The 22,808-nt window shown below is 56.0% G+C and carries 22 protein-coding genes; 12 read left to right on the plus strand and 10 right to left on the minus strand.

Translation table 11 applies throughout. The features are described 5' to 3' along the window. Positions 1 to 961: 961 nt before the first annotated feature. Together selD and KCR01S_RS20340 are read left to right on the plus strand one after the other, a co-directional pair. Entirely contained in the window at positions 962 to 2,005 is a 1,044-nt protein-coding gene (gene selD / locus KCR01S_RS20335; RefSeq protein ID WP_061284829.1) for a selenide, water dikinase SelD, read from the plus strand. Positions 2,006 to 2,009: 4 nt separating this feature from the next. Further along, a complete protein-coding gene (locus KCR01S_RS20340; protein WP_061284830.1) occupies positions 2,010 to 3,944 on the plus strand; it encodes a DNA topoisomerase III in 1,935 nt (644 codons plus the stop codon). A gap of 54 nt (positions 3,945 to 3,998) precedes the next feature. On the opposite strand, the gene gdhA is transcribed toward KCR01S_RS20340, so the two are convergent. After that, positions 3,999 to 5,342: an NADP-specific glutamate dehydrogenase gene (gdhA, locus tag KCR01S_RS20345; RefSeq protein WP_061284831.1), complete on the minus strand. Its 1,344-nt coding sequence runs from the start codon at positions 5,340 to 5,342 to the stop codon at positions 3,999 to 4,001. 235 nt (positions 5,343 to 5,577) lie between these two features. Between gdhA and KCR01S_RS20350 the strand changes: the two genes are divergently transcribed. Beyond that, positions 5,578 to 5,847 carry a DUF1496 domain-containing protein gene (locus KCR01S_RS20350; protein WP_061284832.1) on the plus strand — a complete coding sequence of 90 codons (270 nt, stop codon included), beginning with the start codon at positions 5,578 to 5,580 and terminating at the stop codon, positions 5,845 to 5,847. On the opposite strand, the gene KCR01S_RS20355 is transcribed toward KCR01S_RS20350, so the two are convergent. Continuing rightward, a complete protein-coding gene (locus KCR01S_RS20355) occupies positions 5,807 to 6,223 on the minus strand; it encodes a pyrimidine (deoxy)nucleoside triphosphate diphosphatase (protein WP_061284833.1) in 417 nt (138 codons plus the stop codon). The genes KCR01S_RS20350 and KCR01S_RS20355 overlap by 41 nt on opposite strands. Before the next feature lie 78 nt (positions 6,224 to 6,301). Between KCR01S_RS20355 and KCR01S_RS20360 the strand changes: the two genes are divergently transcribed. Both KCR01S_RS20360 and KCR01S_RS20365 read left to right on the plus strand, forming a co-directional pair. Continuing rightward, the gene (locus KCR01S_RS20360) at positions 6,302 to 6,868 is read left to right on the plus strand and encodes a carboxymuconolactone decarboxylase family protein (RefSeq protein ID WP_061284834.1); all 567 of its coding nucleotides are present in this window, start codon (positions 6,302 to 6,304) and stop codon (positions 6,866 to 6,868) included. After that, the gene (locus tag KCR01S_RS20365) at positions 6,861 to 7,493 is read left to right on the plus strand and encodes a CDP-alcohol phosphatidyltransferase family protein (protein ID WP_061284835.1); all 633 of its coding nucleotides are present in this window, start codon (positions 6,861 to 6,863) and stop codon (positions 7,491 to 7,493) included. The genes KCR01S_RS20360 and KCR01S_RS20365 overlap by 8 nt, the downstream gene beginning before the upstream one ends. Here the strand turns inward: KCR01S_RS20365 and KCR01S_RS20370 are convergent. The 6 genes from KCR01S_RS20370 to KCR01S_RS20395 all read right to left on the minus strand — a co-directional run bounded on the left by KCR01S_RS20370 (position 7,490) and on the right by KCR01S_RS20395 (position 13,554). Then, positions 7,490 to 8,794 carry a rhodanese-like domain-containing protein gene (locus tag KCR01S_RS20370; protein WP_061284863.1) on the minus strand — a complete coding sequence of 435 codons (1,305 nt, stop codon included), beginning with the start codon at positions 8,792 to 8,794 and terminating at the stop codon, positions 7,490 to 7,492. The two genes, KCR01S_RS20365 and KCR01S_RS20370, sit on opposite strands and share 4 nt — an antisense overlap. An 84-nt stretch (positions 8,795 to 8,878) precedes the next feature. After that, on the minus strand, positions 8,879 to 9,511 hold the full coding sequence (locus KCR01S_RS20375) for an ATP-binding cassette domain-containing protein (protein WP_061284836.1): 633 nt from the start codon (positions 9,509 to 9,511) through the stop codon (positions 8,879 to 8,881). Continuing rightward, a complete protein-coding gene (locus tag KCR01S_RS20380; protein ID WP_061284837.1) occupies positions 9,511 to 11,046 on the minus strand; it encodes an ABC transporter permease family protein in 1,536 nt (511 codons plus the stop codon). Before KCR01S_RS20380 ends, KCR01S_RS20375 begins: the two co-directional genes overlap by 1 nt. Beyond that, the gene (locus tag KCR01S_RS20385) at positions 11,019 to 12,209 is read right to left on the minus strand and encodes an ABC transporter substrate-binding protein (RefSeq protein WP_061284838.1); all 1,191 of its coding nucleotides are present in this window, start codon (positions 12,207 to 12,209) and stop codon (positions 11,019 to 11,021) included. The genes KCR01S_RS20380 and KCR01S_RS20385 overlap by 28 nt, the downstream gene beginning before the upstream one ends. Beyond that, complete coding sequence (locus KCR01S_RS20390) at positions 12,209 to 12,913, minus strand: TVP38/TMEM64 family protein (RefSeq protein WP_061284839.1); 705 nt, start codon at positions 12,911 to 12,913, stop codon at positions 12,209 to 12,211. The genes KCR01S_RS20385 and KCR01S_RS20390 overlap by 1 nt, the downstream gene beginning before the upstream one ends. Further along, the gene (locus tag KCR01S_RS20395; protein ID WP_072277196.1) at positions 12,913 to 13,554 is read right to left on the minus strand and encodes a TVP38/TMEM64 family protein; all 642 of its coding nucleotides are present in this window, start codon (positions 13,552 to 13,554) and stop codon (positions 12,913 to 12,915) included. The genes KCR01S_RS20390 and KCR01S_RS20395 overlap by 1 nt, the downstream gene beginning before the upstream one ends. Between KCR01S_RS20395 and KCR01S_RS25225 the strand changes: the two genes are divergently transcribed. Beyond that, on the plus strand, positions 13,489 to 13,656 hold the full coding sequence (locus KCR01S_RS25225) for a hypothetical protein (RefSeq protein ID WP_156478796.1): 168 nt from the start codon (positions 13,489 to 13,491) through the stop codon (positions 13,654 to 13,656). The genes KCR01S_RS20395 and KCR01S_RS25225 overlap by 66 nt on opposite strands. Before the next feature lie 119 nt (positions 13,657 to 13,775). On the opposite strand, the gene xthA is transcribed toward KCR01S_RS25225, so the two are convergent. After that, positions 13,776 to 14,579, minus strand: a complete 804-nt coding sequence (gene xthA, locus KCR01S_RS20400; protein ID WP_061284841.1) for an exodeoxyribonuclease III — start codon at positions 14,577 to 14,579, stop codon at positions 13,776 to 13,778. Positions 14,580 to 15,027: 448 nt separating this feature from the next. Here xthA and KCR01S_RS20405 point away from each other — a divergent pair, with 448 nt between their 5' ends. The 6 genes from KCR01S_RS20405 (at position 15,028) to spy (ending at position 21,883) form a co-directional block, all read left to right on the plus strand. Further along, the gene (locus KCR01S_RS20405; protein WP_061284842.1) at positions 15,028 to 16,248 is read left to right on the plus strand and encodes an aspartate aminotransferase family protein; all 1,221 of its coding nucleotides are present in this window, start codon (positions 15,028 to 15,030) and stop codon (positions 16,246 to 16,248) included. Further along, positions 16,245 to 17,276: an arginine N-succinyltransferase gene (gene astA / locus KCR01S_RS20410; protein ID WP_061284843.1), complete on the plus strand. Its 1,032-nt coding sequence runs from the start codon at positions 16,245 to 16,247 to the stop codon at positions 17,274 to 17,276. Before KCR01S_RS20405 ends, astA begins: the two co-directional genes overlap by 4 nt. Beyond that, positions 17,276 to 18,754: a succinylglutamate-semialdehyde dehydrogenase gene (astD, locus tag KCR01S_RS20415; protein WP_061284864.1), complete on the plus strand. Its 1,479-nt coding sequence runs from the start codon at positions 17,276 to 17,278 to the stop codon at positions 18,752 to 18,754. Before astA ends, astD begins: the two co-directional genes overlap by 1 nt. Next, positions 18,751 to 20,076, plus strand: coding sequence for an N-succinylarginine dihydrolase (gene astB, locus KCR01S_RS20420; protein ID WP_061284844.1), 1,326 nt, complete (start codon positions 18,751 to 18,753; stop codon positions 20,074 to 20,076). The genes astD and astB overlap by 4 nt, the downstream gene beginning before the upstream one ends. 9 nt (positions 20,077 to 20,085) lie before the next feature. Then, positions 20,086 to 21,063: a succinylglutamate desuccinylase gene (gene astE, locus KCR01S_RS20425; protein ID WP_061284845.1), complete on the plus strand. Its 978-nt coding sequence runs from the start codon at positions 20,086 to 20,088 to the stop codon at positions 21,061 to 21,063. 316 nt (positions 21,064 to 21,379) lie between these two features. Continuing rightward, on the plus strand, positions 21,380 to 21,883 hold the full coding sequence (spy, locus tag KCR01S_RS20430; RefSeq protein WP_167348843.1) for an ATP-independent periplasmic protein-refolding chaperone Spy: 504 nt from the start codon (positions 21,380 to 21,382) through the stop codon (positions 21,881 to 21,883). A gap of 82 nt (positions 21,884 to 21,965) precedes the next feature. Here the strand turns inward: spy and nadE are convergent, their stop codons facing one another. Then, on the minus strand, positions 21,966 to 22,793 hold the full coding sequence (gene nadE / locus KCR01S_RS20435) for an ammonia-dependent NAD(+) synthetase (RefSeq protein WP_061284847.1): 828 nt from the start codon (positions 22,791 to 22,793) through the stop codon (positions 21,966 to 21,968). Positions 22,794 to 22,808 lie beyond the last annotated feature (15 nt).

Consider the following 22,808-nt stretch of genomic DNA (forward strand, 5'->3'; position numbering starts at 1 on the left):
GGCATAGGGGATTTTATCCCTTACGCCAATGTGAAGATGCGCCGTCATTCCCATAGGCACAGCGCAGCGTGCCGATAGAACGGAGGGTGTCAATGTCATACTGTTTACCTGTCGTGATTTCTCTATTGTTGTTTGCTTAACCAGACCCGGGTTTTATTGTTATGGGTTCGGTTTTAAATGTTATTTTTATTGTTATTGCCGCGACCCGTTTTTACCGTTGACGGATGGCGTCACGTGGCGCGGTTTTTTGTCTAAATCATTTTTATTCGCTGCCGATCAGAATACGCTATTAAATAAAGCTATCTGCTCGGCGAAAGTAACTTAACCCGGCGCGCTGGCTTTAATCAATAGTACCGACATGAAATCAATTTATTAACATACATTTTATCTGTATGTTTACTTATAACTGATGGTTTATTTGTATTGCGTAGCGAACTAATTTAAATCACTGTTAAGGATATTGATTGACCCAGTTAGGGAAAATGAGGGGCTCTTGTGCTAAATAAAATATAGGAGTGTACTCAATCGCGATAAAAACAGGCAATCTGCCTGGTAAATAACCACCTGAACTCACATGGCGTTAACCTGTTCATATAATTTAAACCCTTTCTTAGCTACAACCTCTCTATACTGTGTATCCTTCACCTGCTTAACAGTGAACGCGTAGGCGGGGGCTTCCTGGACTGGTGCGACGACATCGTTGTAAAATGTCTGTCGTTCATCACTTCATTCTTTAGCCACTTCCGGCGTCGCAAAGAAGTCGCTGTTGGGTTTTTCAACGTCGCTGTGTGCGTTGCTGAACCTGATGAGCGAACGCCTTTCGCCGATACGCGTTGTTATGTGGTGTTCGATGCCATGATTTTTTACCCTACGCTGTAGGTGCACACGCTACAGCGTTAGTCGTTAGGAAAACCAAGGTAAATCAAGGTTTATAGGTTTTTTAGACAATCAGGAGTTGTCCATGAGCGAGCAGGCTATTCGTTTAACGCAATACAGCCACGGAGCAGGTTGCGGTTGTAAAATTTCACCGAAGGTGCTGGAAACCATCCTGCACAGCGAGCAGACGAAGTTTATCGACCCGAACCTGCTTGTTGGCAACGAAACGCGCGATGATGCTGCCGTCTACGACCTGGGTAACGGTACCTCGGTCATCAGTACCACCGATTTCTTTATGCCGATTGTCGACAACCCGTTCGACTTTGGCCGCATCGCGGCGACCAACGCCATCAGCGATATCTTCGCGATGGGCGGTAAGCCTATTATGGCGATCGCTATTCTCGGCTGGCCTATTAGCAAATTGGCGCCAGAAATTGCCCGCCAGGTGACCGAGGGCGGTCGTTTTGCTTGTAAACAGGCGGGTATCGCGCTGGCGGGTGGTCACTCTATTGACGCCCCAGAGCCTATTTTCGGCCTGGCAGTTACCGGTATTGTGCCGACCGAACGCGTGAAGAAAAACAGCACCGCGCAGGCCGGCTGCAAGCTGTTCCTGACTAAACCGCTGGGCATCGGCGTCCTGACTACCGCTGAGAAAAAATCGCTGCTGAAGCCTGAGCATCAGGGGCTGGCGACGGAAGTGATGTGCCAGATGAACCTGGTCGGCTCAGCCTTTGCCAATATCGAAGGCGTCAAAGCGATGACCGATGTGACCGGTTTTGGCCTGCTGGGCCACCTGAGCGAAATGTGCCAGGGCGCAGGCGTCCAGGCGCAGATTGACTTTACTGCCGTGCCAAAACTGCCGGGCGTGGAAGAGTACATTGCCCAAGGCGCCGTGCCTGGTGGCACCGAACGCAACTTTGCCAGCTATGGCCATCTGATGGGGGCCATGACCGCTGAGCAGCGTGCGCTGCTGTGCGACCCGCAGACCTCCGGCGGCCTGCTGCTGGCGGTAACGCCGGATGCCGAAGACGCGGTCCATGCTGCCGCCGCAGAATACGGTATCAATCTGACCGCCATCGGCGAACTGGTCACCGCCCGCGGCGGCCGTCCAATGATCGAGCTGCGCTGACTCCATGCGCCTGTTTATCGCGGAAAAACCGAGCCTGGCCCGCGCCATTGCCGACGTTCTGCCTAAGCCTCACCGTAAAGGCGACGGCTTTATCGAATGTGGCAACGGTCAGGTGGTGACCTGGTGTATTGGGCACCTTCTGGAACAGGCGCAACCGGATGTCTATGACAGCCGCTATGCGCGCTGGAATCTACAGGATCTGCCGATCGTCCCGGAGAAATGGCAGCTTCAGCCCCGGGCGTCGGTGACCAAACAGCTCAACGTCATTAAACGCTTTCTCCATGAAGCCAGCGAAATCATTCACGCCGGTGACCCCGATCGCGAAGGACAACTGCTGGTGGATGAGGTGCTGGATTACCTGCAGCTGGCGGCGGAAAAGCGCCAACAGGTGCAGCGTTGCCTGATTAACGACCTTAACCCGCAGGCGGTGGAGCGGGCGATTTCTCGTCTGCGCGCCAACAGTGAGTTTATTCCGCTGTGCGTTTCGGCGCTGGCCCGCGCCCGTGCCGACTGGTTGTATGGCATTAATATGACCCGCGCGTACACCATTTTAGGGCGCAATGCCGGCTATCAGGGTGTGCTCTCCGTGGGCCGTGTACAGACGCCGGTGCTGGGATTAGTGGTGCGACGCGACGAAGAGATCGAAAACTTCGTGTCGAAAGACTTCTTTGAAGTGAAAGCGCATATCGTGACGCCGAAAGACGAGCGCTTTACCGCCGTTTGGCAGCCGAGTGAAGCCTGTGAGCCGCACCAGGACGAAGAAGGGCGGTTGCTCAATCGAACCCTGGCTGAACATGTAGTGAAGCGCATTAGCGGTCAGCCTGCGCTGGTGACGGCGTATAACGATAAACGGGATTCAGAAGCCGCACCGCTGCCATTCTCTCTGTCGGCCTTACAGATTGAAGCCGCCAAACGTTTTGGCTTTAGCGCCCAGAACGTGCTGGATATCTGCCAGAAGCTGTATGAAACCCACAAACTTATCACCTATCCGCGTTCGGATAGCCGCTACCTGCCGGAAGAGCACTTTGCCGGGCGTCAGGCGGTGATGAACGCCATTAGCGTCCATGCGCCAGACCTGCTTCCACAGCCGGTGGTTGATCCGGATATTCGTAATCGCTGTTGGGATGATAAAAAAGTGGACGCCCACCATGCGATTATTCCCACCGCGCGCGCCAGTAACGTCAATCTCACGGACAACGAAGCCAAGGTGTATAACCTTGTAGCGCGTCAGTATCTGATGCAGTTCTGCCCGGATGCGGTATTCCGCAAATGTCAGATTGATCTCGATATTGCCAACGGCAAGTTTATCGCTAAGGCGCGTTTCCTGGCTGAAGCCGGTTGGCGAACGCTGCTGGGGGCGAAAGAGCGCGATGAGGACAACGACGGCACGCCGCTGCCGGTGGTCGCTAAAGCCGATGAGCTGCTGTGCGAAAGCGGCGAAGTGGTGGAACGCCAGACGCAGCCGCCGCGTCACTTCACCGATGCTACGCTGCTGTCGGCGATGACCGGTATCGCGCGTTTTGTGCAGGATAAAGATCTGAAAAAGATCCTGCGTGCGACCGACGGGTTGGGCACAGAAGCCACCCGCGCAGGGATTATCGAACTGCTGTTCAAGCGCGGTTTTCTCACCAAAAAAGGGCGCAATATTCTGTCAACCGATCCGGGGCGCGCGCTTTTCCATTCGTTGCCGGAGATGGCTACTCGGCCTGATATGACGGCGCACTGGGAGTCGACGCTGACGCAAATCAGCGAAAAGCAGTGTCGCTATCAGGACTTTATGCAACCGCTGGTGGGCACGTTGTTCCAGCTCATCGATCAGGCGCGTAGCACGCCGGTCAGGCAGTTCAGAGGGTTAGCCGCGCCGGGCGGTGGGGCGAAGAAGACGTTCAGTAAAGGCAAAGGAAAGAAACGAGCGCCGAGCCCTGAACAGGACGCGTAGTGAAAAATTATCGCGCCGCCCGGTAGCCCCGGCGTCGGCGCGATAGCAAAGCGATTAGATCACGCCCTGGCCGAGCATCGCATCGGCCACTTTCACGAAGCCCGCAATGTTCGCGCCGCGAACGTAGTTGGTCTGTTTGGCTTCACCGCCGTGCTCCACGCAGGCGTGGTGAATATCCAGCATGATGTGGTGCAGACGCGCATCCACTTTCTCCGCTTTCCAGCCCATACGCGCCGCGTTCTGCGCCATTTCCAGACCGGACGTCGCGACGCCACCGGCGTTAGCCGCTTTACCCGGAGCAAACAGCACGCCAGCGTCGAGGAACAGGTCGGTCGCTTCGATGGTGGTGGGCATGTTGGCGCCTTCCGCCACGGCTTTCACGCCGTTGGCAATCAGCACGCGCGCTGCATCAACGTCGAGCTCGTTCTGGGTGGCACACGGCAGCGCGATATCCACCGGTACACTCCACGGCTGCTGGCCTTCGAGGTAGACCAAACCAAATTCACGCGCATAGTCGGCAACGCGACCGTCGCGGCTGGCTTTAATTTCGCACAGACGGGCCAGCTTCTCTTTGGTGAAACCAGCCTCATCGACGACGGTACCGCTGGAGTCGGAGGCGGTGATAACGCGTGCACCGAGTTCCATCGCTTTTTCGATGGCGTACTGTGCGACGTTACCGGAGCCGGAAACGGCCACACGGGTGCCTTCAAAGCCAAGGCCATGACGCTTGAGCATCGCTTCCGTAAAGTACACCAGGCCATAACCGGTGGCTTCCGGACGAATCAGACTGCCGCCGAAAGAAAGACCTTTGCCGGTAAATACGCAGGCGGTGTTGTTGGAGAGTTTTTTCATCATCCCGGCCATAAAGCCGACTTCACGCCCACCGACGCCAATGTCACCGGCTGGGACATCGGTGTCTGCGCCCAGATGACGATACAGTTCGGTCATCAGTGACTGGCAAAAGCGCATCACTTCGCCTTCACTTTTGCCTTTCGGATCAAAGTCAGAACCGCCTTTACCACCGCCCATTGGCAGCGTGGTCAGAGCATTTTTAAAGGTCTGCTCGAAACCGAGGAATTTCAGAATCGACAGGTTAACGGAAGGGTGGAAACGCATACCGCCTTTGTATGGCCCGATAGCCGAGCTGAACTGGACGCGCCAGGCGCGGTTCACCTGAACCTGATTGCGGTCGTCTACCCACACGACGCGGAACTGAATAACACGCTCAGGTTCAACCAATCGCTCCAGCAGCGAAAGCTGGCGATAGCGCGGGTTCTGTTCGAGGAACGGCCAGAGCGTTGTCATGACTTCGCGTACAGCCTGAGCAAACTCGGTCTGGTGTGGGTCGCGTTGTTGAACATGAGCCAGGAATTGATTCAGAGAAGAAACTTGATCCATAAGTATAAGTACCTCTTATGATTGTGGATGTATGTAGTTGTTATGGTTGTGTTTAATAAATGACTTTTTTTCGACTATATCACTACCCGGCTAACGGATGACAAGGAAATTCCGGAAGCCGAATAAAATTAATACTCAGGGCAGGGTCATAACCAAAAACGATGATGGAAAAAAGTTAAGTTACCGGCCATTTTGGTCGATAGTTATAAAAGGTGAATTTTTAAGGAGATAGCGGATGAGAATGTTATGGATAGCCGGGGCGATGATGCTGTTTTGCCATGCCGCGCAGGCGCGACCGCAGATGGAAGTTAACGTTCCGCCTGAGGTGTTTAGCAACAGCGGCAATACCCAGCGGGCGCAGCCATGCTCCCAGTGCTGTATCTTCCAGGATCAGAACTACAGTGAAGGGGCAGTGGTGAAAAGCGAAGGCATTTTATTACAGTGCCAACGCGATGAACGGGCGATCAGCACGAACCCGCTGGTCTGGCGTCGGGTAAAGCCATAAACGCTGTTAATAATGGGATGTCGGCAGGGGCAAGATCGTAGCCCAGCGCCTCCTGCGGCGTGCACCACAACAATGCACTGTGTTCGCGGGCGATAATCTCGCCGTCAAAACGCGGCACGTGCCAGGCGTGGAGGTGAATGATCCGCCCGGAAACCTCACGCTGATGGCTGGCGATGTAACGCGCTGGATAAGCATGAATCGCCAGCTCTTCTTGCAGCTCGCGAATCAGCGCCTCTGGCTGACTTTCGCCGGCCTCGACTTTTCCGCCCGCAAACTCCCAAAGACCCGCCTGATCGGCATGAAGAGGGCGCTGGGCGAGCAGAATTTTGCCGTTTTGTTCGATAATGGCGGCAACAACATCAATGGTTTTTAGCATAGTGGTCAAAGACGTGATGAATGGAATGCCATATTATCGCTGCTTTGCCGTTTACCAAAGTTTTGCAGGAGTCTCCGGGTGAAAAATCAACAACCCTGGGTGCCGCCGCTCAGCCACTTACCGCTCAGTTTAAAACCTATCGTTGCCATGCAGAAAAAACATTACGGCGATGTGCTTAATCCGACCCGCTGGTGGGGGCGTATGCCTCGTCTGTTCTGGCTGGTGGCGCTGTTTGTCGGTTATCTGGAGCGTAAAAAGGCCCGTCTTGAGCCCGTGCTGCGCGCCTTGTTAATGACCCGGATTTCCCAACAATGTGACTGTGCATTTTGCATTGATGCAAATAGCCTGCGGCTGGCGCAGCGCTGCGGGGCGATGGATAAAGTCCTGGCGCTAAGCGACTGGCAAAGCTCCGCGCTGTTTACCCCGGCTGAACGCGCGGCGCTGGAGTACGCGGATGCGATGACTGCTACGCCACCGCGAGTCGATGATGTAGTGAAAAATTCGTTACACTGTCACTTTAACGATGAGCAGATCACCGAGATGACCGCGCTGGTCGCGTTCCAGAATTTATCCGCCCGCTTCAATGCGGCGCTGGAGATCCCCTCGCAGGGGCTGTGTGCGATGGAGGGACATAAAGATGCTTGATAGACATCTCCATCCGCGAATCAAACCGTGGCTTAACCGCATGGCGCAAGCCGTCGACCGCCCCGGCGTCAGCGCTGACGGCATCACGCTGCTGGGTTTTGCCATTGGCCTCCTTGCGCTGCCTTTTCTGGCGTTAGGTTGGTACGGCACGGCGCTAGTGGCTATCGTGTTTAATCGACTGTTGGATGGGCTTGATGGCGCGCTGGCGCGCCGGCGCGGCCTGACCGATGCGGGAGGATTTCTCGATATCGCCCTCGATTTTCTGTTTTACGCGCTGGTGCCGTTTGGCTTTATTCTGGCGGATCCGGCGGCGAATGCGCTGGCAGGCGGGTGGTTGCTGTTCGCCTTTATTGGCACCGGCAGCAGTTTTCTGGCATTTGCCGCGCTGGCGGCGAAACATCAGATTGATAACCCGGGCTATGCACATAAGTCATTGTACTATTTGGGGGGACTGACGGAAGGCACTGAAACCATTGCGCTGTTTGTGCTGGGCTGCCTGTTTCCACAGTGGTTTGCCTGGATGGCATGGCTATTTGGCGCACTCTGCTGGTTGACGACCTTTAACCGGGTGTGGGGAGGGTACATGACGCTGAAGAACGTTCAGCGTCATAACGCGTCGAATTAAAGCGTGCTATCCGGGCCGCGTTCGCCAGTCACGACCGGATTTTTCGGGTTGGCGCTCCACTCGTACCAGCCGCCGTCGTAAACGCTGACGTTCTGCCAGCCCATAGCGCGCGCATACATAAAGGTTTCAGAGGCGCGCCAGCCGGTACCACAGTAGAAGGAGACCTGCTGAGTTGGCAGAATGTTCCATGCTTTCCACATTGCCGCGATGTCATCGGCGCTGCGCATGGTACCGTCCGGATTGTGGAAGTCTTCCATGTGCGTGGAATCGCTCCCCGCATGGCCCCAGCGAGCGCCGGCAATCTCACCTTTCGGCTTGATATAGCTATAGCCACTGGTGGTGCCAACGAATTCCGGCCACGAGCGGATGCTCACAAGCGAAGCGTCTTTGCGGTGCAGCAGGCCCCGCGCCTGTTCCATATCCAGCATCAGCTGCGGCTGTGCCGGGATGGTGACGCCAAAGTCCGGTGCCGGCGCGACATCTTTTGGCAAACCGCGTTCAACCGGCAGACCCGCGTCAGACCAGGTTTTCCAGCCACCGTCGAGAATACGCACGTCTTTTACGCCCGCATAGAGCATGATTTGCGCCACACGTGCGGCGGCGTAAACGTCACGGCCATAGAGAATCACGGTGGTATCGTGGCGAATGCCGTGTTTAGCCAGCAGCGCCTTTAATTGCGCGTCTGAGACTTTGTTCCACAGCGGCTCGCTTTCCACTTCATTGGTATCGATATAGCCCGCGTTTGGGATATGGCTGACCAGATAGAGTTTAGGAGCCCCCCAGGCGGCTTCAATGATCTTGACGTCCCCCGTCGGTTTCGCGGCAACGTCTTTCCCCTGTTGCAGGTCGTGCAGCCACTGCGGGTATACCAACTGTTCGAAGTGTGGCAGCTTTTGTAAACGATCGGGCTGTTGCAGGGCATCGCTGAGAGTTGAGATATTGGTGTAGCCCGCTTGTTTCAGACGCTGAGCAACGGCCTCATTATCTTTGCTCTCACCGTACAGCGCGATGTCGGTGTTTTTCTGTAGCTGATGCTGTTGCGCCCAGGCGGACAACTGCTCGTTGTTCATCGCGGAAAGCCAGCTTGCCGACAGATTCAATGCACCCGGTTCATGGCCCTGGGGGCCATTCGCCTGCTGCGGCCAGCCGTTATAAAACGCACTCAGCCGCGTATCAATCGCTGCGCCTTTTTGCTGAAGCAGATGGGTAAAGGTTAAGGTTTTCGCCGTTTCAGCGGCAAAAGCAGAAGAGGCAAGACCAAGCGCCAGGGCCAGCGCGGTCAGTTGAGAAACACGTTTCATCAAATCATCCGACGGGGAAAAATGGAGCATCATTCTGCACCTCTGTAAGAGCAAATACCTTGCGTTAACGCAGTGTTTACCGCTTCATTGCCACTCCGCCAAACGTAAACAGCGGGCGTCTGGTGGAATGTCATCGGCGTCGTGAGTCACCTGCACGACCGGGATCTGCTGCTGTTTTAGTTCAGCAAAAACCCACTGCCGGAAATTCCCCCGCAGCGGTCTATCGAGGCGGCTGAACGGCTCATCTAACAGCAGGGCGTCGGGCTGGGCGAGCAGCGCCCGCAGCAGTGCCACCCGCGCGCGCTGGCCGCCGGAAAGCGTCGCCGGATCGCGCGAGTAGAACCCCGCCAGTTCGGCATTTTCCAACGCCTGCTCAACCTGTTGCTGGCGCTGCCGACCGATTACCTCGGCCGGGAGAGCCAGACGCAGATTTTGCCCGACGCTCAGGTGATCAAACAGCAGTGCATCCTGAAATAAGATACCTATTCGCCGTTTTTCGGTCGGCATGGGATCGCAGCGCTGGCCGTTAAGCCACAGTTCGCCGTGGGCGCGAAACGCCCCGTCAAGCGCGCCGACCATCCAGGCAAACAGGCTGGATTTTCCACAACCGGAAGGCCCCATCAGGGTTATGGTCTCCCCCGGTTGTACGGTAAAATTGACCTCGTGCAGCAGCGGTTGACCGGCCAGTGAAAGGGTCAGGTTTTTGACCTGCAACATTAACGTAATCCCCGGCGATAATGGCTGATTAGACGCGCCAGCAGCGCGGTCAGCAAGAAAAAGATCATCGGTAGCAGCAGTTGCCACAGCGCCTGCGCGGCTAGCGTGGCCGTCGCGCCGCCGCTGCTTAAAGCCACGGCTTCCGTGGTCAGCGTGGGTACGCGTCCGCCGCCTAACCACTGGGTCGGCAGATATTGCGCGATGCTGACCGAAAAGCCTATCGCCAGCGCCGAAAGCAGTGGACGAATAATCAATGGACATTTTAGCTGTAAAAATATCCGTCCGCGTCCCCAGCCCAGGGTTTTGGCCAGTAGCGTCTGGCGCGGATCAATCTGTCGCCAGGCGGGACGCAGGACGAACAGCATCCACGGTACTACCCACAGTAAATGCCCCCACAGCACGGTGCTCAACATGCCATCAAGCCAACCGTATAACGCCAGCTGATATTGCCCGGCGGCAAGCGGAAGAGCGGGGAGTAATAGGGGTAAATCTAACCAGCGCTGATGGCCCTGTGGCCCCCATTCCAGCCACAGCAGGCACACCGCCGCAGCAATCAGTGCTGACAGCAGTGCCAGCCATAGGCTGTTATTAATGGTGTGCATCGCGGGAAGTGCCCCATGGGCCAGCCAGGCAAGAAAAACGACGCATAAAAGGCCACTTAGCGGCAGCATGAATCCCACGCATCTTCCCGGTAACGGGAGAAAACGTTGCCGTCTACGACCATCCGGATGAGGACGATAAAGACGCGAGGTGCGCCAAAGAATGGTGGTCACTACGGCGAGCACTAGCAGCAGCGCAAGCAGCAGCAGGCAGGCCAACGCACCTTTGGCCTGATCGTCCGCCTCGCCGGCGTTGAGCCATTGCCAGGCCAGTACCGCCAGCGTCGGCGGGTTGCCAGGCCCAATGATGATCGCAACATCAATCACCGACAGCGTCCAGGCGGTCGTTGCTAGCAGCGCCACGCCGAGCGAAGGCATCAGCGTGGGTAAAATAAGGTGGTGAAGACACTGCCCGCGACCGTAGCCAAGACTTTTAAACACCACCACCTGTTCCGCCAGTTGTCGCTCGCCGAGCAGCGCCCAGCATACCCAAAGCAAAAAACCGCTCTCTTTAACTGCCAGCACCAGACCAAGACCTATGCCATAGCGATCCTGCACAGGGTTTATTGCGGGTAGCAGGCGATAAAGCTCACCGCCTTCGGCAAAAAGCAGCAGGGCGCAGGTGGCGAAGGCGACGTGCGGAAGGGCTAATAGCCACGGCAGCCGAGAGGCAAGACGCTGCCAGCGGACAGAGGGCCAAAGGGTGGCAATCACCAGCAGCGCCAGCAGCAGTGCGCCGCCTACGCCAATCAGCGTGGAAACCAGCGTGGCGAGAATGGCCTGGGGCAACTGTGGATCAGCGAACAGCCGCAGCCAATGGGACAGTGACGATGCTGGCGACAGCAAAAGCCCTGCCGCCGGGATCAGGGGCAGATAGATAAGCAACATCAGGCCCCAGCTCAGGGCGATTAATGCGTACCGTAACGGCGCAGCCATTCCTGCTCCAGCACGTTGACCCACGCCGAGTGCGGTTCAGCCAGCACCGGCGGCGCATTTTCCGGAATACGCTGTTGGAGCACCTGTTGCTGTTGCGCATTGAGTTTACGGGCGTCCAGTACGCTTGGGTCTCCCCAAATAGCCGGATCGGCCTTACGCAGTTGGGCTTCCGGCGATAGCAGGAAATTGGCAACCACCTGGGCCCCCGCGCTGGCGGAGGCATTGGCTGGAATGGTGACAAAGTGAACGTTGCCGATCATGCCCTGCGTAAAACCAAAACTGTAGCTGTCTTTGGGGAGCTCCTCTTTCGCCACTTTCTGCTTGGCGTGCATGGGATTAAAGGTCAGCGACAGTCGCAGGGTACCGTTGGTTAACAGGGCGTCCATGCGTGCCGGAGAAGGCGGGAAATCTTTTCCCTGGCGCCACAATAACGGATGCAGGGTATCGAGATAGCGCCACAACGGCGCGGTGACGGCTGCGAACGTCTGTGCATCCGGCGGTTGCTTTAATGCGTCAGGCTCGCCTGTGAGGTTAATCAAGAGCTGTTCCAGCAGCGCAGTGCCGGTGAAATCCGGCGGGCGCGGATAGGTGACGGTGCCAGGATGCGCTTTCGCAAAATCCAGCAGTGCCTGTGGAGACGTTGGTGGCAGCGGCGTTTGCTGTAGGCGGGCGATAAAGGTCAACTGTGCGCTGCCCCACGGCGATTCAGCACCGTCGGTTGGCACAGAGAAATCTTCGCGCACTGGCTTGCGGGTATCGACATAGCGCCAGTTCGGTAACTGTTCCGCCCAGCCGGTGCGCAATAAGTTAGCTTCTTTTAGAGTGCGGAAGTTCTCGCCGTTGACCCACAGTAGATCAACCGAACCGTGGGTTTTACGCCCGGCACGAGCTTCGGTCTGAATGCGTTTGACCGTATCGGCCGCATCGGCAATGTGCACGATACGCAGATCGACGGCATAATCGCGCTTCACTTCACCGCTCACCCAATCAAGATAGTGGTTCACCGCCTGATCGCCCCCCCAGGCATTAAACCAGACGGTCTGCCCCCTGGCCTCGCGTTGGGTCTGCTGCCAGCTATCGGCGTGGGCGGCGAGCGGCATCAGCATCGCCAGACTCAACAGGCCAATCTGCACGCGGCGTCGGGGCTCTCGGTGATAACGCATCAGCAATTCCTCTTGTGTTTTTCCTGATAGAAGGTCTTCGCAGCCACTATCACAATAGTCAACGCGAACAGAATCAATAGCCCACTGACAAACCAAAAGATGCCGCCGGTCAGCATACTGCCAACCCATGAATAGACGATGGTGGCGGGAAGCTGGCCGAGGCCGGTGGCGAGCATAAAGTGGCGAAAGCGTAGTGAAGTTAACCCGGCGGCATAGCTGACCGGGTCGAACGGCACGAAGGGCAGTAATCGGCAGACCAGGATGGTGTGTTTGCCGTAGCGTTCAAAAAATCCATCCATGCCGTTGAGCACCGTTTTACCGGTGAGCTTTTCTACCACGTCGCGACCCAGGATTCGGGCAATATAAAAACAGAGCGCTGCGCCTACCATGGCGCTGCTCCACGACAGCAACCCGCCCCAAAAAGCACCAAACAGCGAGGCATTGGCGAATGTAATCAGAAATGCCGGTAGGGGGGCGACAATGGCCTGGAAAATCATCAGCAGGAAGGAAACGACTGCTGCCAGTGAACCATAGGATTGGATAAAACGTTCAACGCCGTGCTGATCGACGGCCATGAATGCGCTGACGCTATGGTCAATAAAGGTCGTCACCGGCGGAATAAACCGCCAGGCAAGTAGCAGCGCGAGGGCCGCGATGGCGATCAGTGCGCGAAAATACCAGACGGTGCGATTGTTTGCTGCCATTAGATCTCCTTCGTCGGCAGTTCAACCCGTTTTCGTCGGGCATATCCTTTTGCGGTTTGCACCAGCGCAAACAGCACCACGCCGGCGAGGCTGAGCTTGAGGACAAATGGCAGGGTGATCCCTTGTGCCACCAGTTCACTCGCCATATAGGTATAGATAAAAATACCGGGCAGCGTGGTGAGGGCCGAAATCAGCGTATATCGCCAAAACGGGATCGCCGTCAATCCGTAGGCATAGTTTTGAATATTATAGGGAAACAGTGGGATCAGTCGGGTGAGGATCAGAAAATCGGTGCCGCTACGGGTCATGCCGCGCTCAATCGCCTGAAAGGTGGCGGTATGGCCCACATATTTCAGTAGCAGCGTGCGGCCGAGCCAGCGAGCAAGTAAAAAAGAGAGTGCGGAGGCCAGCGTCGCGGCAACCAGCGATAGCAGCGTCCCCAGCCAAGGACCAAAGACCATTCCACCCGCCAGCACCAGCACGCTGCCGGGCATCAGGCAGACCGTGGCAACGATAAACAAGGTGATATAAATAACGTAACCCAGCGTGCCGCTTTGCCCGATGAGCTGCTGTAGATGACGAAAATTAGTGATCAGATCGCTAAGACCGAAGCGGTGAATGCCGATGGCAAACAGGCTGATAACAGCGACAATCAGCAGGAGCTTAGTGGCTGCGCAATAGCGACTTCTTTTGCATGGGGGTCCTCCTGCCGGGAAGAAAAAGAGTGCGCGACGTTATTATAACTTCGCGACTACAGCAAGAGCTTAGCGCTGATTTATTGATATTGCTCAGAATTACCCCGCCACTGCGGGCGGTAGAACCCTCGCCCGGCATTGAACTAACGCCGGGCGATGAGCCGAACTTACTTGAAGGTCGCCCAAACCGGCGCATGATCCGACGGTTTTTCCATCCCGCGAATTTCATAATCGATGCCGGTTTCGATGCAGCGTGCTGCCAGCGGTTGGCTGGCTAACAGCAGATCTATGCGCAGCCCGCGGTTATCATCGAAACCTTTGGAGCGGTAGTCAAACCACGAGAAGCGATCGTTCGTTTCTGGGTTCGCGTTGCGGAAGGTGTCAACCAGACCCCAGCCCAGCAGACGCTGCATCCACTCACGCTCTTCCGGCAGGAACGAACATTTACCGGTACGCAGCCAACGCTTACGGTTCTCTTCACCAATACCGATATCCAGATCGGTTGGGCTGATATTCATATCACCCATGATCAGTACCGGATTGTCTTTGTTCAGGCGGGTTTCCAGATAGTCCTGCAAATCCTGATAAAACTTGGTCTTGGCCGGGAATTTGGTTTCATGATCGCGGCTTTCACCCTGCGGGAAATAGCCGTTAATGACCGTCACGTTGCCAAACTCAGAAGGGACCTCGGCAATGATGATGCGGCGCTGTGCGTCTTCATCATCGGTCGGGAAGCCACGATGTACCGCGATAGGCTCTGCTTTAGTCAGGATCGCAACGCCGTAATGGCCTTTTTGCCCGTGGTAGAAAATGTGGTAACCGAGCTTTGCGACCTCTTCAAGAGGGAACATATCGTCGTGTACCTTCGTCTCCTGCAGGCCAATCACATCAGGCTGATGCTTTTCAACAATGGCTTGCAGTTGATGAGGGCGGGCACGCAGGCCGTTGATATTGAAGGAGACAAATTTCATAGTCGTTGCCACTTTGCGGGAGGAATTGTGACGGGATAGTAGCAGAATTTAGATTGTCTCGCTGCTCTTGTGCGGTGGTATGGCCAATTTCTTTTATCGTTGCTGCCATGTTGCTGAGCAAGAAATGCACCAGTTTTGGGCGAACTGCGCCGTAATGAGGCGTAAATCTACGATAAATTTCGCAGTCGATCACAAATCCAGAACGATATTTTGCAGATGCATAATATTTCTTAATTTTGCCCTGAATAGTCTCTTGATGTTACTGATATTCACTTTATATGCACTTTGTGTGCATAAGTGGCTTCTGTAACTTATTGATACTTCGCTACCAACCCACGTTTATGCATTTTTAGCTCTCGCTGGCACGAACCGTGCAATCTACATTTAAGGGGAAATAACCATAATCATTAACATAAATTAAACCATTTATTTACTTATCGAGGTCGCTATGTCTCAGTCAATCAGCCGTCAAAATTTTGATCAGTGGATGATGCCGGTTTACGCCCCGGCTCAGTTTATTCCTGTACGCGGTGAGGGGGCATGGTTGTGGGATCAAGAGGGAAAAGGCTATATCGATTTTGCCGGTGGTATTGCCGTGAATGCGCTGGGACACGCCCATCCGGCGATGCTCCGCGCGTTGACCGAGCAGGCCAGTAAGTTCTGGCATACCGGGAATGGCTATACCAATGAACCCGCGCTGCGGCTGGCTAAACAGCTGATCGACGCCACCTTCGCCGATCGCGTTTTTTTCTGTAACTCCGGCGCGGAAGCTAACGAAGCCGCGCTGAAAACGGCGCGTAAATATGCCCACGATCGCTTTGGCGAACATAAAACCGGCATTGTGGCATTCAAAAATGCCTTTCATGGCCGCACGCTGTTTACCGTCACGGCAGGGGGGCAACCGGCTTATTCGCAGGATTTTGCGCCGCTGCCGCCGGATATCCGTCATGGCGTTTACAACGATATCGAGTCAGCCCGCGTATTGATTGACGACAACACCTGCGCGGTGATCGTCGAGCCGATTCAAGGGGAAGGCGGGGTTGTCCCTGCGACGCAGGCATTCCTGCGCGAACTGCGTGAACTGTGCGATCGCCACCATGCGGCGCTGATTTTTGATGAAGTGCAAACCGGCGTTGGACGCACCGGTGAACTGTACGCCTATCAGCACTATGGCATTACGCCGGATCTGCTCTCCACCGCCAAAGCGCTGGGCGGCGGGTTCCCAATCGGTGCGCTGCTGGCGCGTGAAGAGATGGCCAGCGTAATGACGGTGGGGACTCACGGTACGACTTACGGCGGCAACCCGCTGGCTTGCGCCGTAGCGGGTGAAGTGCTGTCGATAATCAACACGCCGCAGGTTTTGAACGGGGTGAAACAGCGCGAACAGTGGTTTAAAGAGCGCCTTCAGGCAATCAATACCCGTTTTGGTCTATTTAAAGAGATTCGCGGCGTAGGCTTGTTGATCGGCTGCGCCTTGCGTGATGAGTACGCCGGTAAGGCTAAGCAGATAAGCCTGCTGGCCGCGGAAGAAGGGCTGATGGTCCTGATTGCGGGCGTGAATGTTGTTCGCTTCGCACCGGCGCTTATCGTTAATGAAGAGGATGTGACGCTGGGTCTCAACCGCTTCGAAGCCGCCTGTGAACGCTTTATTGCGGAGACATCATCATGATGATTATTCGTCCTGTTGCCGCCGGAGATCTCCAGGGTTTGCTCACGTTAGCGGGGGAAACGGGTGGCGGTCTCACTTCGTTGCCCGCCGATGAAAATACTCTTGCGGCGCGTATCGCCCGTTCTCAGGCCACCTGGCAAGGCACGCTGCCGCGTGGCGATCAAGGCTACGTGTTCGTGCTTGAGGATACCCGCAGCGGTGCGGTGGTTGGGGTGTGTGCGATTGAGGTTGCGGTGGGCGTCAACGACCCCTGGTACAACTATCGCGTGGGCACGTTGGTGCACGCCTCGAAAGAGCTGAACGTTTACAACGCGCTGCCAACCCTGTTTCTCACTAACGATCACACCGGCAGCAGCGAGCTGTGTACGCTGTTCCTTGACCCGGCGTGGCGCAAAGATAGCAACGGACATCTGCTGTCATCGTCGCGCTTCTTGTTTATGGCGGCGTTCCGCGACCACTTTAATCACAAGGTGGTTGCAGAAATGCGCGGCGTGATTGATGAACACGGTTACTCGCCGTTTTGGGAAAGCCTCGGCAGCCGCTTTTTCTCTATGGAGTTTTCCCGCGCCGATTATCTGTGCGGTACCGGGCAAAAAGCGTTTATTGCTGAACTGATGCCAAAACATCCCATTTATACCGATTTTCTCAGTGAAGAGGCGCGGGCGGTGATCGGTCAGGTCCATCCGCAAACCGCGCCGGCGCGTGCGGTGCTGGAGAAAGAAGGTTTCCGCTATCGCGATTATGTCGATATTTTTGACGGCGGCCCAACGCTGGAGTGTGAAATTGACCGGGTACGCGCGGTGCGTAAAAGCCGATTGGTGGCCGTGGCGGAAGGTGGACCCGGCAGCAGTGATTTACCGCTGTGCGTGGTAGCCAACGAGCAGTATCAGCACTATCGCGCCATGTTGGTCCACGCCGACCCGCAAACCGAATGCCTTGTTTTAACGGCTGAACAACTGGATGCCCTGAACTGTCATTCAGGCGATAGCGTCCGCCTGGTCCGCCTGTGCCCCGAGGAGAAAAAATGATGAGCCTGTGGATTAACGGAGAGTGGCTGGCGGGGAGCGGCGCGGCGCGTCAGAGTGCCAATCCGGTGACCGGTGAGGCAACGTGGGCGGGAAATGATGCTTCGCCGCTGCAGGTTGAGCAAGCCGTTGCCGCCGCACGCGCAGCGTTTCCCGCGTGGGCCCGCCGCCCGTTTGCCGAACGCCAACACATTATTGAGGTCTTTGCTGCACTGCTGGAGAGTCATAAAGAGGCATTAACCGACGTGATTGCCCGTGAAACCGGTAAACCGCGGTGGGAGGCGGCCACGGAAGTGACGGCAATGACGAATAAAATCGCCATTTCCCTGGCGTCCTATCGCACACGGACGGGGGAGAGTCATAGCGAAATGGCGGACGGTGCGGCCACGCTGCGCCATCGCCCCCACGGCGTTTTGGCGGTATTTGGCCCGTATAATTTCCCCGGACACCTGCCAAATGGCCACATTGTCCCGGCGTTACTGGCTGGGAATACGGTGGTGTTTAAGCCCAGCGAACTGACGCCACACTGCGGCGAGGCGGTGGTCAAACTGTGGGAAAAAGCTGGTCTACCGGCGGGGGTGCTGAATTTGCTGCAGGGCGGGCGCGAAACCGGCGAAGCGCTCAGCAGCCAATCGGGGCTGGACGGTGTGCTGTTTACCGGCAGTTCCGCAACCGGCTTCCATCTGCATCGTCAGTTGGCCGGTCAGCCGCAAAAAATGCTCGCCCTGGAAATGGGGGGGAATAATCCGCTGATTGTCGATGATCCGCAGGACATTGATGCAGCGGTGCATTTAACCATTCAGTCGGCGTTTGTCACCGCCGGCCAGCGCTGTACCTGCGCGCGCCGCCTGCTGGTGAAACGGGGCTCGATTGGTGATGCCTTTTTACAGCGTCTGGTCGAGGTCAGCGGGCGTATTGTTCCTGACGCCTGGAACGCGCAGCCTCAGCCATTTATCGGCGGGTTGATCTCTGCGGCAGCGGCCGAGCGAGTGTATCAAGCCTGGCAAGCGCTGGTGGAACAGGGCGGTACCACGCTATTGGCTCCGCGTTTAGTCAAACCCGGGACCTCGCTGCTAACTCCGGGGATCGTTGAATTAACTGAAGCCCATGATATTGCCGACGAAGAAGTGTTTGGTCCGCTGCTGGGCGTGTGGCGCTATGACGACTTTGCGCAGGCCATTCACCTGGCGAACGCGACCCGTTATGGGCTCTCCTGTGGTCTGATTTCCCCAGACCGCGAGTTGTTCGACCGTCTGCTGTTGGAAGCGCGAGCCGGGATCGTCAACTGGAATAAACCGCTAACCGGTGCCGCCAGCAGCGCGCCATTTGGTGGCACCGGTGCTTCCGGCAACCATCGTCCTGGCGCCTGGTATGCTGCGGATTACTGCGCGTGGCCAATGGCGAGCCTGGAATCACCAACGCTCGCGTTACCTGCATCGCTCAGCCCTGGGCTCAATTTTGATGCGAAGGTGCAGCCATGAACGCCTGGGAAGTGAACTTTGACGGCCTGCCGGGGCTGACTCACCACTACGCTGGCTTATCGTTTGGTAATGAAGCCTCGACCAAACATCAGTATCAGGTTTCGAATCCGCAGCGGGCGGCGAAACAGGGGCTGTTAAAAATGAAGGCGCTGGCCGATGCCGGATTTGCGCAAGGGGTGATCCCGCCGCAAGAACGGCCAAACGTCACGCTGTTGCGCCAGCTTGGTTTCAGCGGTCGTGATGAGCAGGTCATCGCCAAAGCTGCAGCGCAGGCGCCAGAACTGTTGAGTGCGGCCAGTTCCGCCTCGGCGATGTGGGTGGCTAACGCGGCCACGGTTTGCCCTTCCGCAGATGCGCTGGATGGTAAGGTGCACCTGACCGTGGCAAACCTGAACAGTCTTTTGCACCGCGCCAGTGAAGCGCCGACGACGCAGGCTATTTTGCAGGGGATTTTCCACGATCCCGCCCATTTTGCCGTCCACGGCCCTTTGCCGGCAGTTGCCTCGTTGGGGGATGAAGGGGCCGCCAATCACAATCGGCTGGGTCGCGACTATGGGTTACCGGGGACTCAACTGTTTATTTACGGCCGCGATGAGACGCGCGGCGCAATGCCGCTGCGCTACCCGGCGCGGCAGACGCGCGCCGCCAGTGAAGCCGTGGCGCGGCTGAACCAGACGAACCCGAATCAGGTAATTTTTGCCCAGCAAAATCCCCAGGTGATCGACCAGGGCGTGTTCCATAATGATGTTATCGCGGTGAGCAACCGCGAATTGCTGTTTTGTCACGAGCAGGCGTTTGTTCAACAGCCGCAACTGATGGCACATCTGCGCGAACGCGTTGCGGGATTTATGGCCATAGAAGTGCCGGCGGCAAAAGTGACGGTCGCCGAAGCGGTTACCACTTATCTGTTTAACAGCCAACTGTTAAGTAAAGCGGACGGCAGCATGATGTTAGTGCTTCCTGGTGAGGCGCAGGAGCATCCTCGCGTTTGGCGCTATCTCAACGAGCTGATCGCCCAGGATAACCCTATCGATACGCTGCGCGTATTCGATTTGCGCGAAAGTATGGCCAACGGCGGCGGCCCGGCGTGTCTGCGGCTCAGGGTGGTGCTGAACGACGACGAGCGCCGGGCAGTCAATCCCGCGGTAATGATGAACGACACGCTGTTTACCACCTTAAATGACTGGGTCGATTGCTATTATCGCGACCGTCTGACCGTAGGGGACCTGGCAGATCCGCAGCTATTGCAGGAAGGACGTGAAGCGTTAGATCGGTTAACACAGATCCTGCAACTGGGTTCGCTCTATCCCTTCCAGCGTTAAGGAGAACAGATGAAACAGTTTCTGGCATTGACGCTGGCGGGGCGATTACCGCCCCAGCCTGAAGGCGATAGCGAACATTTCCACTGGGAATGGCGCGAGGCCGGGGTGTTGCAGTTAACACCACATCAGCCCTGCTCGCAGGCGATGGTGCTGTCGGCAGGGATCCACGGCAACGAAACAGCGCCGGTGGAAATAGTGGAGAACTTGCTCAATGCGTTGATAAGCGGACGGCAGGCGCTGCACTGGCATTTGCTGGTGGTGCTGGGCAACCCGCCGGCGATGCGCGACAACAAGCGTTATCTGCACAGCGATCTCAATCGCATGTTTGGCGCGCGCTGGCGGCATTTCCCGGTAAGCGATGAAACGATACGCGCAGCCAGTCTTGAGCAAACCGTGGCAGCGTTTTATCAGCGCTGCCCGGCGGACGTGCGCTGGCATCTTGATATGCATACCGCGATTCGCGGCTCTCATCATCAGCGCTTTGGCGTGTTGCCCGCGCGGGAAACACCGTGGGATCCGCAGTTCTTAAGCTGGCTTGGCTCGGCCGGGCTACAGGCGCTGGTGTTTCATCAGGCGCCGGGAGGAACGTTCAGCCATTTTACCTGCGAATCCTTTGACGCACAGGCCTGCACGCTGGAGTTAGGTAAAGCCCGACCATTTGGACAAAATGATTTGACGCAGTTTGCGCTGGTGGAACGCCAGCTCGCGAATCTGCTGGCGGGAGAGTTTGGCGGCGGTTCGACCGCTGAGCCTTTGCACTATCGGGTAGTGCAGCAGATCACCCGACGCAGCGCTGATTTTCGCCTCTACATGTCACCTCAGACGCTGAACTTTACGCCGTTTGCCAAAGGGACGCTGCTGGCGGAAGACGGAGACCTCCGCTACGTGGTGTCGTCTCCCTGCGAGTACGTCCTGTTCCCGAATCCAGATGTCGCGTTAGGGCTGCGGGCCGGACTAATGCTTGAACGCTGTCCGCCCGTAAATTAATAAATCTTGCCGCTTCGCACAGCGCAGCGGCCTTTATTTATTCTTATTTTCGCTATTGCAGATTATTCCTGGATAATTGCTTTATTAATAATCTGCCGTGCTTTATACTTCTACAAAATCTCTTCTTAATCATGATGTTGAATATTTTCGTTTCAACTCTCCACAGTTTATCCTCAATTTCTTCATAATTGGTTGGAAATCGTTTTTTACACTTTCATTGTTTTACGCAGGCTCTGATTAATTGACGATAAACCCCGTAAAGTTAATCTCGTCAACACGGCAATGCGCCGTCAGAATAATTGAAAGTAAGGACCCGATAATGAAAAAATTAACTGCTCTGTTTGTTGCCTCTACGCTGGCTCTGGGTGCTGCTAACCTGGCTCACGCTGCGGACACCACCTCGACCACCGCCGACGCGGGTCAGCCGAACGCTAAGATGATGAATCATCACAAAGGTAAAATGGGCCCACGCCATGACATGATGTTCCAGGGGCTGAACCTGACCGACGCGCAAAAACAGCAGATGCGCGACATTATGAAAGAGGGCCGCGAACACAACAAACGTCCACCGCAGGATGAGATGCGTGCGATGCATAACCTGATCGCCAGCGACAGCTTCGATAAAGCGAAAGCCGAAGCGCAGATCGCCAAAATGGAAGAACAGCATAAAGGCATGATGTTGTCTCGTCTGGAAACCCAGAACAAGATTTACAACATCTTAACCCCAGAACAGAAAAAACAGTTTAATGCGAATTTTGAGAAGCGTCTGACAGAACACAAAGCGCCAGCAGGTAAAATGCCTCCTGCGCCTGCCGAATAAGTTTAGCGGCACACTGTCTTAAGACCGCCGGACTTGCCCATAAATACCAACAGGTTATGGGCAGGTCCGGCGGTTTTCTTCTTTATTTCTTCCAGAAATCATCAAACACGGTAATCGGCGGACGGCGCTTATGCTCCGTCTTCAGATACCAACCTTCGATAGTCTTCGCCTGCGCCGCATCCAGGGTTTTACCTTCCAGATAGTCGTCAATGTTGTCGTAGGTTACGCCAAGGGCAACTTCATCCGGCAGAGAAGGGCGGTCATCTTCGAGATCCGCCGTTGGTGCTTTCTTATATAAGTGCTCTGGACATCCGAGTTCAGCGAGCAGCTGTTTACCCTGACGCTTATTGAGACGGAAAATCGGGTTAATGTCAGTACCGCCGTCGCCGTACTTGGTGAAGAACCCGGTAATGGCTTCCGCCGCATGATCGGTGCCGACCACGACACCTTGGGTCATACCGGCAATACTGTACTGTGCTTTCATACGCTCACGGGCTTTTTCATTGCCGCGAACAAAGTCGCTCAGCTCGATTCCCGCTTCACGCAGCGCTTGCTCGCTGGCCAGCACCGCAGCCTTAATATTGACCGTCAATACACGGTCCGGCTGAATAAAGGCGATCGCATCCTGGCAATCCTGTTCGTCAAACTGCACGCCGTAGGGTAGACGTACGGCGATGAACTGCAGCGCGTTGTCGCCTGTTTCGCTACGCAACTCGTTAATCGCCAGTTGGCACAGCTTCCCGGTGAGGGTTGAGTCCTGACCGCCGCTGATCCCTAAGACTAACGATTTGATAAATGGATAAGTTTTTAGATAGGATTTCAGAAAATCAACGCTACGACGGATCTCTTCTTTTGCGTCAATTTGTGGTTTTGCGCCAAGCGCCTGAATAATCTCTTGTTGTAACGCCATCTACCCCTCCGGAAA

The sequence above is a fragment of the Kluyvera cryocrescens NBRC 102467 genome (assembly GCF_001571285.1).
GTDB lineage: Bacteria > Pseudomonadota > Gammaproteobacteria > Enterobacterales > Enterobacteriaceae > Kluyvera > Kluyvera cryocrescens.